This window comes from Sphingorhabdus sp., assembly GCF_044239665.1.
GTDB lineage: Bacteria > Pseudomonadota > Alphaproteobacteria > Sphingomonadales > Sphingomonadaceae > Sphingorhabdus_B.
In genome coordinates this window covers 49,279-62,719 of record NZ_JBIIBA010000006.1, presented here as the reverse complement: position 1 = coordinate 62,719, position 13,441 = coordinate 49,279, and the positions used below count along the sequence as shown (strand labels likewise).

Annotated in this window: 12 protein-coding genes; 1 reads left to right on the top strand and 11 read right to left on the bottom strand. The window is 55.4% G+C overall.

The features are described 5' to 3' along the window. Nucleotides 1-76: 76 nt before the first annotated feature. The 8 genes from trpA to ACILP3_RS03225 form a co-directional block, all read right to left on the bottom strand. Entirely contained in the window at nt 77-859 is a 783-nt protein-coding gene (gene trpA / locus ACILP3_RS03260; protein WP_395615238.1) for a tryptophan synthase subunit alpha, read from the bottom strand. Nucleotides 860-1,066: 207 nt separating this feature from the next. Then, nucleotides 1,067-2,308 carry a tryptophan synthase subunit beta gene (gene trpB, locus ACILP3_RS03255; RefSeq protein WP_395615237.1) on the bottom strand — a complete coding sequence of 414 codons (1,242 nt, stop codon included), beginning with the start codon at nt 2,306-2,308 and terminating at the stop codon, nt 1,067-1,069. After that, nucleotides 2,295-2,936: a phosphoribosylanthranilate isomerase gene (locus ACILP3_RS03250; RefSeq protein ID WP_395615236.1), complete on the bottom strand. Its 642-nt coding sequence runs from the start codon at nt 2,934-2,936 to the stop codon at nt 2,295-2,297. The genes trpB and ACILP3_RS03250 overlap by 14 nt, the downstream gene beginning before the upstream one ends. A 127-nt stretch (nt 2,937-3,063) precedes the next feature. Beyond that, nucleotides 3,064-3,423, bottom strand: coding sequence for a bleomycin resistance protein (locus ACILP3_RS03245; RefSeq protein ID WP_395615235.1), 360 nt, complete (start codon nt 3,421-3,423; stop codon nt 3,064-3,066). After that, entirely contained in the window at nt 3,423-4,097 is a 675-nt protein-coding gene (gene pyrF, locus ACILP3_RS03240) for an orotidine-5'-phosphate decarboxylase (protein WP_395615234.1), read from the bottom strand. Before pyrF ends, ACILP3_RS03245 begins: the two co-directional genes overlap by 1 nt. Then, entirely contained in the window at nt 4,094-4,396 is a 303-nt protein-coding gene (locus ACILP3_RS03235; RefSeq protein WP_395615233.1) for a hypothetical protein, read from the bottom strand. Before ACILP3_RS03235 ends, pyrF begins: the two co-directional genes overlap by 4 nt. 101 nt (nt 4,397-4,497) lie before the next feature. Next, a complete protein-coding gene (purB, locus tag ACILP3_RS03230) occupies nt 4,498-5,808 on the bottom strand; it encodes an adenylosuccinate lyase (RefSeq protein WP_395615232.1) in 1,311 nt (436 codons plus the stop codon). 131 nt (nt 5,809-5,939) lie between these two features. Next, nucleotides 5,940-8,561 carry a TonB-dependent receptor plug domain-containing protein gene (locus ACILP3_RS03225; RefSeq protein WP_395615231.1) on the bottom strand — a complete coding sequence of 874 codons (2,622 nt, stop codon included), beginning with the start codon at nt 8,559-8,561 and terminating at the stop codon, nt 5,940-5,942. 212 nt (nt 8,562-8,773) lie between these two features. Between ACILP3_RS03225 and parC the strand changes: the two genes are divergently transcribed. Beyond that, the gene (parC, locus tag ACILP3_RS03220; RefSeq protein WP_395615230.1) at nt 8,774-11,098 is read left to right on the top strand and encodes a DNA topoisomerase IV subunit A; all 2,325 of its coding nucleotides are present in this window, start codon (nt 8,774-8,776) and stop codon (nt 11,096-11,098) included. On the opposite strand, the gene ACILP3_RS03215 is transcribed toward parC, so the two are convergent. From ACILP3_RS03215 to ACILP3_RS03205, 3 genes are read right to left on the bottom strand one after another with little or no spacing between them, the layout of a single operon-like run. Beyond that, the gene (locus ACILP3_RS03215; RefSeq protein WP_395615229.1) at nt 11,086-12,318 is read right to left on the bottom strand and encodes a CCA tRNA nucleotidyltransferase; all 1,233 of its coding nucleotides are present in this window, start codon (nt 12,316-12,318) and stop codon (nt 11,086-11,088) included. The two genes, parC and ACILP3_RS03215, sit on opposite strands and share 13 nt — an antisense overlap. Beyond that, a complete protein-coding gene (locus ACILP3_RS03210) occupies nt 12,315-12,887 on the bottom strand; it encodes a CoA pyrophosphatase (protein ID WP_395615228.1) in 573 nt (190 codons plus the stop codon). Before ACILP3_RS03210 ends, ACILP3_RS03215 begins: the two co-directional genes overlap by 4 nt. Next, nucleotides 12,884-13,435 (bottom strand): DUF1285 domain-containing protein, encoded by a 552-nt coding sequence (locus ACILP3_RS03205; protein WP_395615227.1) that lies wholly within the window; start codon nt 13,433-13,435, stop codon nt 12,884-12,886. The genes ACILP3_RS03210 and ACILP3_RS03205 overlap by 4 nt, the downstream gene beginning before the upstream one ends. Between the last annotated feature and the right edge of the window lie 6 nt (nt 13,436-13,441).

Below are 13,441 nucleotides of genomic sequence, written 5' to 3'. Positions count from 1 at the left end.
TGTCGAAGGGCGCTTCTCGATGAAGGCGTTGACCTAAGAGGCGTGCTTCGACAGGCTCAGCACTACGGTTTTGTTATCATGCTCTTACTGAAATGATAGCTTCTTTCAAAGAGGCGACATAATCACGGACAGGGCCAGCGGCGCGCGCGCCATGCTGCGCAACCAGTTCAACAATGGCAGAGCCAACGACAACGCCATCGGCGACACGCGCGATGTTGGCGGCTTGTTGTGGCGTACGCACGCCAAAGCCGACGGCGATGGGCAGGTCGGTGTGCGCTTTGAGGCGCGCCACAGCTTCATCAATGCTTGTCTGTGCCGCGACTTGCAGGCCCGTGATGCCAGCGACGCTGACATAATATAGGAAACCCGACGCGCCATTTAGGACCGTGGGTAAGCGTGCAGGGTCCGTTGTGGGGGTCGCCAAGCGGATGAGGTCAATACCAGCATTGCGCAAAGCAGGGCCAAGCTCGGGGTCTTCTTCGGGCGGGATATCGACGCAGATGACGCCGTCAACGCCCGCTTTGTTGCATTCGGACGCAAACCAGTCACCGCCACGGATCGTCATCGGGTTGGCATAACCCATCAACACTAAGGGCGTGTCAGGATGGCGTTTGCGAAAGGCGGACGCGATTGCGAAAATATCCGCCGTTTTGGTCCCCGCATTCAAGCTGCGGATATTCGCCTCTTGAATAGCAGGGCCGTCGGCCATTGGGTCGGTGAACGGCATGCCAAGTTCAATGACATCTGCGCCGCCCGCGACGAGCGCGTCGAGATTAGCAGCGGTGTCGCCATCCCCAGCGGTGATGAAGGCTACGAGCGCAGGGTGGGGTTTGGAAAAGGCGGTGGAAAGGCGGGTCATACAACCGCCTTTTCGTCATCCCGAACTTGTTTCGGGATAACAATCAACGGCATCGCATTATCCTGAAACAAGTTCAGGATGACGAATATCGGGGTGTTCATATCTTCGTCCCTCCCGCATAGTCACCCTGAACTCGTTTCAGGGTCTTACTTTGCGACGATGAAAAGTAAGATGCTGAAACAAGTTCAGCATGACAGTCGGTCAGTTTCATATCCTCGTCCCCAAAGCCTCGGCCACGGTGAAAATATCCTTGTCCCCTCGTCCACATAGATTGGCGAGGATGATCTGGTCGCGGTCCATTTTCTTGGCTTCGCGCTCAACGGCGGCAATGGCGTGGGCTGGTTCCAGCGCGGGAATGATACCTTCGGTGCGGCAGAGCAATTGGAAGGCAGCGAGTGCTTCCACATCGGTCACGCTGTCATAGCGCACACGGCCAATTTCCTTAAGCCAGCTATGCTCTGGGCCAATGCCGGGATAATCGAGTCCTGCCGAAATCGAATGTGCTTCGGCAATTTGGCCGTCATCGTCCTGCAGCAAATAGGTTTTGTTGCCATGCAGCACGCCGGGGCGACCGCCGGCAAGACTTGCGGCATGTTCGGCGTCAAGACCATGGCCTGCCGCTTCGATACCCAGCATTGCAACGTCCTTGTCATCCAAAAACGGATGGAAAAGGCCAATCGCGTTCGAACCACCGCCGATGGCAGCCACAAGTAAATCGGGCAGGCGATTGATGCGCGACAGCATTTGCGCGCGCGCTTCCTTGCCGATCACGCTTTGGAAATCACGCACCAGTTCAGGATAAGGATGCGGGCCAGCCGCAGTGCCGATGATGTAGAATGTGTCATGGACATTGGCGACCCAGTCGCGCAGACCTTCATTCATCGCGTCCTTTAACGTGCCTGCGCCGCTGGTGACGGGAATGATCTCCGCGCCCAACAAACGCATGCGGAACACATTTGGCTGCTGCCGCTCAATGTCTTTTGCGCCCATGTAAATAAAGCAAGGCAGGCCAAAGCGTGCGCAGACGGTTGCGGTGGCAACGCCATGTTGGCCAGCGCCGGTTTCTGCAATGATGCGCGTCTTGCCCATACGAATGGCAAGCAAAATTTGGCCAACGCAGTTGTTGATTTTATGCGCGCCGGTATGGTTCAGCTCATCTCGTTTGAACCAGATTTGCGCGCCTTTGCCCGCTGGTGCATCCTTGCGGACTTCCTCGGTCAGGCGCTCCGCATAATATAGCGGCGATGGGCGGCCGACATAATGTTCAAGCAGATCATCGAACTGCGCGGCAAAGGCCGGGTCCTGTTGCGCGGCGCGATATTCGCGTTCCAGATCGAGCACGAGCGGCATAAGCGTTTCGGCGACATAGCGCCCGCCAAACTGACCAAAATGGCCGCGTTCGTCGGGTTGGTTGCGGAAGGAGTTCGGGGTGCGATCAGTGATTGTCATAGTCCCGCACCGCTTGGCAGAAGGCCGCAATCTTGTCCACATCCTTGATGCCCGGCGCGGATTCTACACCCGAAGATGTGTCGACCAGTTGCGCACGTGTTTGGCGCAAGGCTTCCCTCACGTTGTCGGCGGTCAGGCCGCCCGCAAGGCCCCATGGAAGCTTATGTTTATGCTCGGTTAGCAAGGACCAATCAAAACGCATACCAGTCCCGCCCGGCAAAGCCTGTGCGGGTGCATCAAACAAGATGAGATCGGCGGCATCAACATATTCATCTGCATTTTTGAGCGATGCCGCGTCCCGAACGCCAAAGGCTTTCCAAATTTCGATGTCCACGGTGCTTTTCAGGGCACGGAGCCATAATGCGGTTTCCGATCCATGAAATTGCACGATGTCAGGCTTGATGACTTCAATTGCCTTGGCAGTAAGGTCGGGTTCGGCGTTCACGAGTAACAAGACGACCTTTAGCGAAGCTGGCGCGCGCATTCGCAGGGCGGCGGCTTGTTCCAAGCCAACATGGCGCGGGCTCTTGTCGAAATGGACAAGGCCAATGTGCGATGCACCCGCTTTGGCGGCGGCATCGACGGCATTTTCGTCATTAAGTCCGCAAATTTTGATTTTTGTGTTCATACTCGGCCAATAGCCGACACATTCCTTCCCGTCATGCTGAACTTGTTTCCGCATCCATCGCCCCGCCGCGACCCACATTTCGTTAGGAAAAATGGACCCTGAAACAAGTTCAGGGTGACGCATGATTTCAGTTTTGAACGAGCCTCACCAAAGTGCCATCCAAATCGACGAGGTAGGCAATCAGCATGCCGCTTGGTTCGGTGCGTGGCGCATGAACCCTTGGCCAACCCGTTGTTTGTTCCGGAATGTTGGCATCGATACATTTCTGGTAAAATTGAAGCATGTCATCAAGGCGCAAGCAGCAACTGAACGCGCTTTCTGCAGGCTGAAGGTCGGAATAATGGAAAAATTCAAGGATCAGGTCGCCCTGTTCCAGAATTAACCAATTTTCATCATGCCAGCTGGTTTCAAAACCAAGTTCTGCATAAAATGCTATCGTGGCAGAATAATCGCGCGACGGGAGGTTGGGCGTCGCGTGATCGGACATTAAAGCGTACCCATAATCGCGCGTGCAGCGTCGTCAGGGCTCTCTGCTTTCGTAATCGGTCTTCCGATGACCAATATGCTCGCGCCATCGTCACGGGCCTGTCTGGGCGTTACGGTGCGTTTTTGGTCGGCGGCGGTGCCGCCAGCGGGGCGAAGGCCGGGGACAACGAAGAAGCCATCCTTCCACGCCTTTTTCGCGGCTTTCACTTCATGTCCCGAACAGACAATACCATCAAGGCCAGCCTCTTGCGCAAGCGCGGCCAAGCGGGCGACCTGCAGCTCTGGACTGTCGGGTACACCCACACGGTTGAGATCATGATCATCCAAACTGGTGAGCACAGTCACCGCAACCACTTTGGTATGCAAGCCCGCAGCAGCCTTCGCATCCTCCATCATCGCGCGGCCACCGGCGGCATGGATCGTCACAATGGCGGGTTCAAGCACGTTGATCGCCTGCATCGCCTTGGCAACGGTATTTGGAATATCGTGCAATTTGAGGTCGAGGAAAATCGGTAGGCCCAATTTCTGCACCTCATGCACGCCATGATGGCCATTGGCGCAGAAAAATTCGAGGCCGAGTTTCACTCCGCCAACCTGTCCCTTGATCCGGCGGGTCAATTCCAGCGCATCTTCCAGATAGGGCGTATCGATGGCGACGAAGATTGGGTTGGTCATATCGAATCCACAGCAGTGTAAGCAGGGGGAGGAGAGGCTGGTGGCGGCGGTAAAGCCGATGCGCGCTGGTTGCCCTCAAGCGTTAATATGCGCCGCTTCATGCGCCATATCTGTGTGCGGTGCACAAGGTATAGCGGCAAAAACCCAAGCAGGAATGCGACAATAACCAAGGCTGATAATTTGGTGTCCAAGCGCAGGCCGCCCCATAGGCTGACCGACACAGGGGCCCAATTGTTGGTCGCGAACACAATCAACCCGATAATGATCGTTACCCAAATCAGCGTTTTTAGAAATCGCATCGTGCGGCTTCTCCTTTATGCGCGTAGCTTAAGCAAACTTTCCCCCTTTGGGTAGGGGATAGTTCTTATTCGTCACCGCGCATTGAATAGGGTCGGTAAGCTTAGCCGAATACCCGTTCAAAAATTGTGTCGATGTGCTTGAAATGATAATCAAGATTGAAACGCTCTTCGATTTCCGACGCGGTCATTTTTGCGGTAACGTCTGGGTCGGCTTTCAACAATTCCATTAACGATTCTGCGCCATCCGACTCCCAAACCTTCATCGCATTGCGTTGCACAATGCGGTAGCTGTCTTCGCGGCTGATACCCGCTTGCGTCAGCGCCAACAGGACGCGCTGTGAATGCACAAGCCCGCCCATGCGGTCGAGATTCTTTTGCATCCGGTCGGGGTAAATCAGCAATTTGTCGATGACACCCGTCAGGCGGCCCAATGCAAAGTCGAGCGTGATGGTGGCATCAGGTCCGATATAGCGTTCAACGCTTGAATGGCTGATATCGCGTTCATGCCATAAAGCGACATTTTCAAGCGCGGGTGTGACATAGCCGCGGACCATACGGGCAAGGCCTGTTAGGTTTTCGGTCAAGACCGGGTTGCGCTTATGCGGCATGGCCGAGCTGCCCTTTTGACCCGGGGAAAAATATTCCTCTGCCTCCAGCACCTCTGTGCGCTGCAAATGGCGCACTTCGGTCGCCAGACGCTCAATAGACGAGGCGATAACACCCAGCGTCGCAAAATACATGGCGTGACGATCCCGCGGGATGACTTGAGTCGAGACAGGCTCAACCGCAAGGCCAAGCTTAGCGGCAACATGCGCCTCAACCTTTGGGTCAATATTGGCAAATGTACCGACAGCGCCCGAAATCGCGCAGGTTGCGATTTCGGCGCGTGCCGCAACCAGACGTTCGCGGCCGCGTGCAAATTCGGCATAAGCTTGCGCTAGCTTCATACCAAAGGTGACAGGTTCGGCATGTATGCCATGGCTGCGGCCAATGGTCGGTGTGAACTTATGCTCCATCGCGCGGGTTTTGATAGCGGCGAGCAGCGCATCCATATCCGCAAGCAACAGGTCGGTCGCTTGCGTTAATTGGACGGCTAGGCAGGTGTCGAGCACATCGGACGACGTCATGCCCTGATGCATGAAGCGGGCCTCGTCGCCGACTTGTTCGGCAACCCATGTCAGGAACGCAATAACGTCATGCTTGGTGACGGCTTCGATGGCGTCGATAGCGGCGACGTCAATTGCGGGATTTGTCTCCCAATATTTCCACAGGGCTTGGGCGGCTGATGCAGGCACAACGCCAAGTTGGGCCAGTGCGTCCGTGGCATGCGCCTCAATTTCAAACCAAATGCGGAAACGGTTTTCCGGCTCCCAAATCTTGACCATTTCGGGGCGGGAATAACGTGGGATCATAAAAAACGCTTTCGGCTGATATCGGGAGTCGTGGTTCCGTTAGCAGGCGTAAGGTTGGGCGTCAAAACGCGCGGCAAAAAAGAAGGGCGCGGGTTTTACGCCGCGCCCTTCTTGTTCAAATTCTTAAACGATTAGAAATCGATTGATACACGGCCATATAGGAAGCGACCGCTGAACCCGAAGGGCGATTGCGAGCTATACGGCAAGAACGCGTTGTTAAAGCCATAATTGACGCCATTCACTGTGCCAAATGGCAAGCGGTCTGGATAGGTGTCGAGCAGGTTGTTCGCGCCAAATGCGACGGAGACAGACTCTGCAGGCTTAAAGCGGAACTCGAGATCTGTGACCCATTTTGGCGACAAGAAGATGTCACCTGGAACAGAGCCGGGCGCTTTTGTGATGTCGCTGATGGGGTTTGTTCCGGTTACGGTGGTGAAACCGCTTGGCAGGAACACTTCACCATAACGGTTGGTGCGCAGCGTTAGGCCGAAATTATCATAATCCCAATCAAGACCAACGTTCAGCTTGTTCTTGGGCTGCCCTTCGGTGAGACGGAAGCTTTCCTGACGGGCAAACAGGCGTTGCGCGGTGAAACCGGAAAATACGCGGCGATCGGTGATTTTGGTATCATTCAAGTTATAGCCAACGCTCACCCGGAATTGGCCGAGGCCAAAGTCAGGTATGCGGTAGCTCGCGACGACATCAAGACCAGTGGTCTTGGTATCGATACCATTGATGAAGAAGCGTGCCGAGCTGACGCCAGTGACGCCTGCTGCGGTCAGCAATCCCAGAACGTCTGGACCGGTAAGGTTTTCCGTCAGCGTGATGCGGTCGCTAATTTCAATATTGTAATAATCCGCCGTGATGCTCAATCCGTTAAACGGCGTAAGGGTAACGCCTGCGCCCAGATTGATCGATTTTTCTGGCTTGAGAGGCTGTGCACCCAAAGCGATAGCAACTGGCGATGAAACAGGGAATGTCCCGATTTCAATCAAGACGCCGCCGACATTGTTCGTGGATGTCGCGGCATAGGATTGTTGCGCAAGGCTTGGGGCGCGGAAGCCGGTCGAAACCGAACCACGCAAAGCAACGCCGTCAATCACTTCAAAACGCGCGGCGGCTTTACCATTGATGGTGTCGCCAAAGTCGCTGAAATGTTCGTAACGGCCAGCCAATTGAACCGTCAACTGGTCTGTAAGATCCGCATCGAGTTCGGCGTAGCCAGCAAAGCTGTCACGCGATACGTCGGTTTCGTTGGCCGGACGGAAGCCTGGGAACACTTGTGCGCCGCCAGCCGCGTTGAATGGCGCTGCTGAAAACGGCCCATTGACGTAGCTTTGTAGTTCGCCAGCAACGATCTTGTAGTTTTCGTCGCGATATTCACCACCAAAAGCGAACGAGACGCTCTTGCCGATACCGATGTTCAAATCACGGCGCATATCGAGGTTAATCGAGGTCTGGCCGGACCGCAGCCCGCCTGAATCGAAACGACGGGCGCTGGCTATGCCACCGAGCGACGTGTTGACGGTGTTTTCAATCGTGTAATCCAAACGGTTGGATCCATAGACCGCCGAGAGATCATAATCCCACCCGCTCATTACGCCGCGAAGGCCCGCCGCAGCAGAAATGTCGACAATATTGCTGGCGATCAACGGCAAGAAGCCGTCAGCGTACAAAGGAACGAAACTGGTGGTCGATGCCGCCCAGTCGCGGTTACGCACGTCGGAAGAACGGCGGTAGAAACCTGCGCCATTACCGTCGCGGACGCCATAGCTGCCGAAAGTATAGAATTCGGCGGAATCGGAGAATTCATAACCTGCGTTCACGAAGAAGTTCAGGTCTTTGGATACGCCATCACCATAACGGTGGGCATAACGGTTGAACGTCGCTTCGCGTGGGTCGCCCGCTGCGAAATAGTTGCGGCGGATATCTGGACCGGAACGGTTTGTGGGCGAACGATCCTTATATTCCGCCGTAAGGTTGACATAACCGCTTTCACCCAAGGGCAGGCCAAAGTTTGACGCGAATGTATAAGTGTCGCCATCGTTGCGTTTGCGGTCTTCGCCGGTGTAAGTAATAGTCGGATTGTCAGACAGCCCAGTCGTCAACGACACGGTATCGACCTGACCAACATCTTCCATTTTAGTTATATATTTGCCAAATGTTGCCTGCGCGCGGCCGCCCATGCCTTTTTTCAGTTGGACGTTGATGACGCCAGCAATAGCATCCGAACCATATTGCGAAGCTGCACCGTCACGCAGCACTTCGATGCGTTCAATGGCCAAGGGCGGAATGGTGTTGAGATCGACTGCGGTCGACCCACGGCCAACCGAACCGTTCAAGTTCACGAGCGCCGATTGGTGACGACGCTTGCCGTTGATGAGGACCAGAACCTGATCGGGCGCAAGGCCGCGCAATGTTGCAGGGCGCAGCGAGTCCGTTCCATCCGTCAGCGACGGCTGCGGGAAGTTGAACGATGGTACAAGCTGGTTCAGCAATTTGTTTGTTTCGGTCTGGCCGCTGTTTAACAAGGCATCTGCCGAAATGATGTCAACAGGAACTGTGCTGTCGGCGACGGTACGGTCGGTACGGCGTGTGCCGGTGACGATAATGGCGTCTACACCAGTTGCTTCTTCGGCCGCCGCATCTTGCGGGGCGCTGTCTTGCGCAAAGGCTGGATTTGCCGCAGCTACAAAAAGAGCAGTGGTCGAAACCGTCACTGCCAGTGCTGAAATGAACTTAAGCGTCTTCATATAAATTCCCCGAATATATCCGTATATTTTGCTGAATGGACTGAATCTGGCACTTTAAGATGTAAAGTCCAGTAAAGTCGTAAAATTGAAATATTTTGCCATCGATATGTGGCTTTGTGGCAACGCACTTCATATTGGCAAAATTACATTTAGCTGTGGATTGCTGAAATCGTTGCTTTGCGACGGCGGGCTGGCCCGCTATCGGCTTGTGTATGTCTGATATTGTTGATGCTCCAGCAGAAGATCCGTTTGATGCGATAGTCGATGCGCCGTTTGATGCGGCTTTGTCGGAACGTTATCTGATCTATGCAATGTCGACTATAACGGCGCGCTCTTTACCAGATTTGCGCGACGGGCTGAAACCAGTGCATCGGCGTCTATTGTGGGCGATGCGCCTGTTGAAGCTTGATCCGGCCAGTGGCTATAAAAAATGCGCGCGGGTCGTCGGCGATGTGATCGGTAAATATCACCCGCATGGTGACCAGTCGGTATATGATGCGATGGTGCGCCTCGCGCAGACATTCTCCCTGCGCTATCCATTGGTCGATGGACAAGGCAATTTTGGCAATATCGACGGCGATAATGCCGCTGCTTACCGTTATACCGAGGCGCGGCTGACAAAGACGGCGATTGAGCTCATGAACGGGCTTGACGAAAACGCGACCGATTTTCGGCCAACCTATAATGGCGAAGATGAAGAGCCAGAGGTCATGCCCGGCCTATTTCCGAACTTGCTGGCCAATGGGGCAAGCGGCATTGCCGTGGGCATGGCGACAAGCATACCGTCGCATAATGCCGCCGAGATTATTGACGCTGCTATGCTGTTGATTGACAGTCCGCAGGCCAGCCATGACCAATTGATGGAAATTGTACGTGGTCCTGATTTTGCGACCGGTGGCGTATTGGTGGATAGTCATGCCGTCATTAGCGCCGCTTATGCAAGCGGTCGTGGCGCCATGCGTGTACGGGCGCGTTTCTCGAGCGGTTGGCAGGATGACAGCGGCTGGGAACCAACCGGCGTTGAAAAACTACCCGGCGGCACATGGCAATTGGTTGTCTCTGAAATTCCCTATCAGGTGCAAAAGGGCAAGCTGATTGAGCAAATCGCGCAACTGATTGCCGATAAGAAATTGCCCATTCTCGATGATATTCGCGATGAAAGCGATGAGCAGGTCCGTATTGTGCTTGTTCCGAAAAGCCGCAATGTGGATCCCGAAGACCTGAAAAACGCCTTGTTCCGCCTGACCGATTTGGAAACGCGTTTCTCGTTGAACATGAACGTGTTGGATTCCGACCGCACGCCCAAGGTTATGGGCTTAGGCGAAGTCTTGCTGCACTGGCTGCGGCACCAGATTGAAGTGCTCGTCCGCAAATCCCAGCACCGGCTTGAGAAGATCGACGGGCGTCTGGAGCTGCTCCAAGGCTATATCATCGCCTTTCTTAATCTTGACCGCATTATCGAGATTATCCGAACGGAGGATGAACCCAAGCCCGTGATGATGGCGGAATTCCAATTGAATGACCGTCAGGCTGAGGCCATCTTGAACATGCGTTTGCGGTCTTTGCGCAGACTTGAGGAAATGGAACTGCGCCGCGAGCTTGAGGCGTTAGAGGCGGAGCGTGAAGACCTTGTAAAATTGATCGACAGCCCGGCGCTGCAAAAGAAGCGTTTGAAAAAAGACCTGTCGGCACTGCGTAAGAATTACGCCGAAGAAACGGCGCTTGGTCGCCGCCGGACAAGTTTGGAAGAAGCAGGGCAAGCGCGCGAGATTTCGCTGGAGGCCTTTGTGGAACGCGAACCGGTGACAGTCATCATGTCAAAGCGCGGCTGGATCAAGGCGATGAAGGGCCATGCGGACCTTTCTGCACGCGCGGACTTCAAGTTCAAGGAAGGCGACGGTCCTGCTTTCGCCTTCCATGCGCAAACCACGGACAAGATCCTTATTGCCACAGCCAATGGCCGTTTTTACACCTTAGGTGCGGATAAACTTCCCGGTGCGCGCGGTTTCGGTGACCCTGTGAGCACGATGATCGACATGGAAGCTGGTAACGATATCATTGCCGTTTTCCCCGCTGTTGCGGATGGCCGGATGTTGCTGGCTGCGACCACCGGAAAAGGTTTTATTGCACGGATCAGTGACGTTATTGCGGAGACACGCAAAGGACGCGGCGTTGTGACCTTGAAGCCTGGCGCGCGGCTAAAAGTTGTCCGCCCTGCGCCACCCGAAACGGCGGACGAGGCCGCCTTGCGCGATCAATATGTTGCGGTCGTGGGCGATAACCGCAAACTGGTCGTTTTCCCGATGACTGAAATCCCCGAAATGCCCAAAGGGCAGGGCGTTACCTTGCAGCGGTATAAGGATGGCGGGCTTGCAGATGCCATTTGTTTCCGCATGAGCGAGGGGCTTAGCTGGGCCATGGGCGGCGACAGCGGGCGGATGCGCACAGAGAATGACATGTCATTATGGCGTGTCGCGCGCGGCGCCGCTGGCCGATTGCCGCCGCAGGGATTCCCGCGAAACAATCAATTTGATTGATTAAGCCCGGCTAAAGCCGCGTCGACCATTTGCGCCGCCAGCGCGCCTTGGCGTGCGGCATCGGGAAAGCCCTCCTCTATCCAGGCCGCTTCAATGGCTTGCAGCGTTTTTGCCACGAGCGGACCGGGCGGTAGGCCCATGTTGATCAATTCGCCGCCCTTGATCGAAAGCGTTGGAATGTTCCATTGCTCCAGCTGCGCAAGACATTCTGGCACATCTGCATCAACGGCATATAGCAGCACGGCGTCGCGTGCAGTGTCGATATCGGCCCGATAAGCGATAGCACGGACATTAAAGGGTTTCGGGACGCCCGCGCGCAACCTTTGGGCAAAGCCCTCGCGCATTTTGTTGGACAGCTTCAGCCGCGCCGCAACCTTATCGGCCGCAACGATGTCATGGGTTAACAGCGCCAGAAAGCGCGCAGGCAGCGAGACAGGCTGCGCATATTGCGCTTCGCGTTCCACAAGGTGCAGCAGGTCATCAGCGGCACTGCCGGACAATTCGGGTAGAAACGGCGTAAAAATGCCATTTGCAATCATCAGTTCGATTGATGCAACGGGATTTTTCAATCCTAATATGCGGGTGAGTTCCTGCGCGATGCGTTCGCGCGACAAGGCGGTCAGCCCATGCGCGCCCATTGCGCACGCCTGGATCGCGTCTGTGTCAATCTGCCCGCCGCCATAGCGGGCGAGGAACCGGAAATAGCGCAATATCCGCAAGAAATCCTCAGCGATCCGTTTATTGGCATCGCCAATAAACCGCAGTCTGCGCGCCTCCAGATCGCTGAGCCCTTCAAAATAGTCGAAAACTTCCCCGCTTTTGGGGGATGCATATAAAGCGTTGATCGTGAAGTCGCGCCGTGCCGCGTCCTCTTGCCAATCTGTAGCAAAAGCAACCGTAGCGCGGCGGCCGTCGGTTGCAACATCGCGCCGCAATGTGGTGATTTCGTAATTTTTACCCTCTACAGCGGCGGTAACGGTGCCATGTTCAATGCCAGTTGGAATGGCTTTAACACCCGCAGCTTCCAAACGGTTGATGACTTCATCTGGCAATAACGCCGTTGCGATATCAACATCGGATACCGGCAAACCAAGCAGCGTGTCGCGCACCGCGCCGCCCACATAACGCGGACCGCCATAAACATCATCCAGCGCAGCCAAAACCCGTTTCAGGCCATCATTATGCTGCCATTCGGCATCGGGCAAGCGCACCGACGTCATGCCAGCCGCCGCACAAGATTGGCGATGATCCCCGCTGTTACGCCCCATATCCGTCTTTCGCCCCATTGCATGTCATAATAGCTGCGTTGTTGGCCATTCCAAGCGGCCTCTTTTCGAACCGAATTGGCAGGATCAAGCAAGAAGGCAAGCGGCACTTCGAAATAGTCTTCAACCTCTTGCGGGTTGGGCCGCATGATAAGGTCAGCGGGAATGAAGCCGATAACGGGCGCGATGCTGTATCCGCTGCCGGAGAAATAGGTGTCCGCCACGCCGATGACCTCAACTCTTGTTGGCGGGATGTTCAATTCTTCATGCGCCTCACGCAAGGCCGCCGCGATCGCGCTTTCGTCGCTTTCATCGACCTTGCCTCCCGGAAAGGCCACCTGGCCTGCATGGCTGCGCAACCATGTGGGGCGCTGGGTCAAAATGACACCCGGTTCCGCCCGATCCGTTATGGGGATCAGGACGGCTGCTGCGCGGTGGGTGTCGACGGCAAAATGCCTTTCGTCCTCAATTTCTATGCTGAGCGCTGGATCAAGCGCCGCTTGCAACCTGTGCCGCCAATTCATGCAGGCGCCGCCAGTTGGAATTGCGCACCTTTGCTCCAAATGCTTGGGTTTTCGGGATTTTCGGCCAGCGCCAAATTGGCGAGTTCATAATAGACTGGACGTGCAAGCTTCGCCAACATCCCGCCGCGCACATGCACATATAACATCCCGTCGCGCATTTCGATGGCGTGATCGGCATCGGCAAAAATAAGGTCGTCGCTGTTGAGGCGGAACGCCAAACTGCGCTCTGGTCCCTCGCCTTCACTTTGCAATTCGACCGCGATGAACGGGACGTCGTCGACCATGATCGACAGCTTTTGCTGCGGCGTCACAAGCCAATATTGTCCATCGGCATCGCGGCGCAATAGGCTGGAAAAGGCGCGGACCATGGCCGGCCGCTTAATTTCTCCGCCCTGATGAAACCATTTGCCGTCCGACGCGATCCGCATTTCACTGTCGCCGATATTGGCAGGTTCCCAACTTTCGACAGGTGGCAATTTTCGCGTCGCAACAAGCGCCGCAATATCGGACAGACTAAGCTTTGCTAGATCAGGTGCTTCATAAGGCATAAGAAC

What these genes read in the sequence shown, in the direction of transcription:
- parC (WP_395615230.1), top strand. Translation starts at nt 8,774, where the DNA reads ATGTCTGATATTGTTGATGCTCCAGCAGAAGATCCGTTTGATGCGATA.
- purB (WP_395615232.1), bottom strand. Translation starts at nt 5,808, where the DNA reads ATGATCCCACGTTATTCCCGCCCCGAAATGGTCAAGATTTGGGAGCCG.
- ACILP3_RS03210 (WP_395615228.1), bottom strand. Translation starts at nt 12,887, where the DNA reads ATGAATTGGCGGCACAGGTTGCAAGCGGCGCTTGATCCAGCGCTCAGC.
- trpB (WP_395615237.1), bottom strand. Translation starts at nt 2,308, where the DNA reads ATGACAATCACTGATCGCACCCCGAACTCCTTCCGCAACCAACCCGAC.
- ACILP3_RS03205 (WP_395615227.1), bottom strand. Translation starts at nt 13,435, where the DNA reads ATGCCTTATGAAGCACCTGATCTAGCAAAGCTTAGTCTGTCCGATATT.
- pyrF (WP_395615234.1), bottom strand. Translation starts at nt 4,097, where the DNA reads ATGACCAACCCAATCTTCGTCGCCATCGATACGCCCTATCTGGAAGAT.
- ACILP3_RS03235 (WP_395615233.1), bottom strand. Translation starts at nt 4,396, where the DNA reads ATGCGATTTCTAAAAACGCTGATTTGGGTAACGATCATTATCGGGTTG.
- ACILP3_RS03225 (WP_395615231.1), bottom strand. Translation starts at nt 8,561, where the DNA reads ATGAAGACGCTTAAGTTCATTTCAGCACTGGCAGTGACGGTTTCGACC.
- ACILP3_RS03245 (WP_395615235.1), bottom strand. Translation starts at nt 3,423, where the DNA reads ATGTCCGATCACGCGACGCCCAACCTCCCGTCGCGCGATTATTCTGCC.
- ACILP3_RS03250 (WP_395615236.1), bottom strand. Translation starts at nt 2,936, where the DNA reads ATGAACACAAAAATCAAAATTTGCGGACTTAATGACGAAAATGCCGTC.
- ACILP3_RS03215 (WP_395615229.1), bottom strand. Translation starts at nt 12,318, where the DNA reads ATGACGTCGGTGCGCTTGCCCGATGCCGAATGGCAGCATAATGATGGC.
- trpA (WP_395615238.1), bottom strand. Translation starts at nt 859, where the DNA reads ATGACCCGCCTTTCCACCGCCTTTTCCAAACCCCACCCTGCGCTCGTA.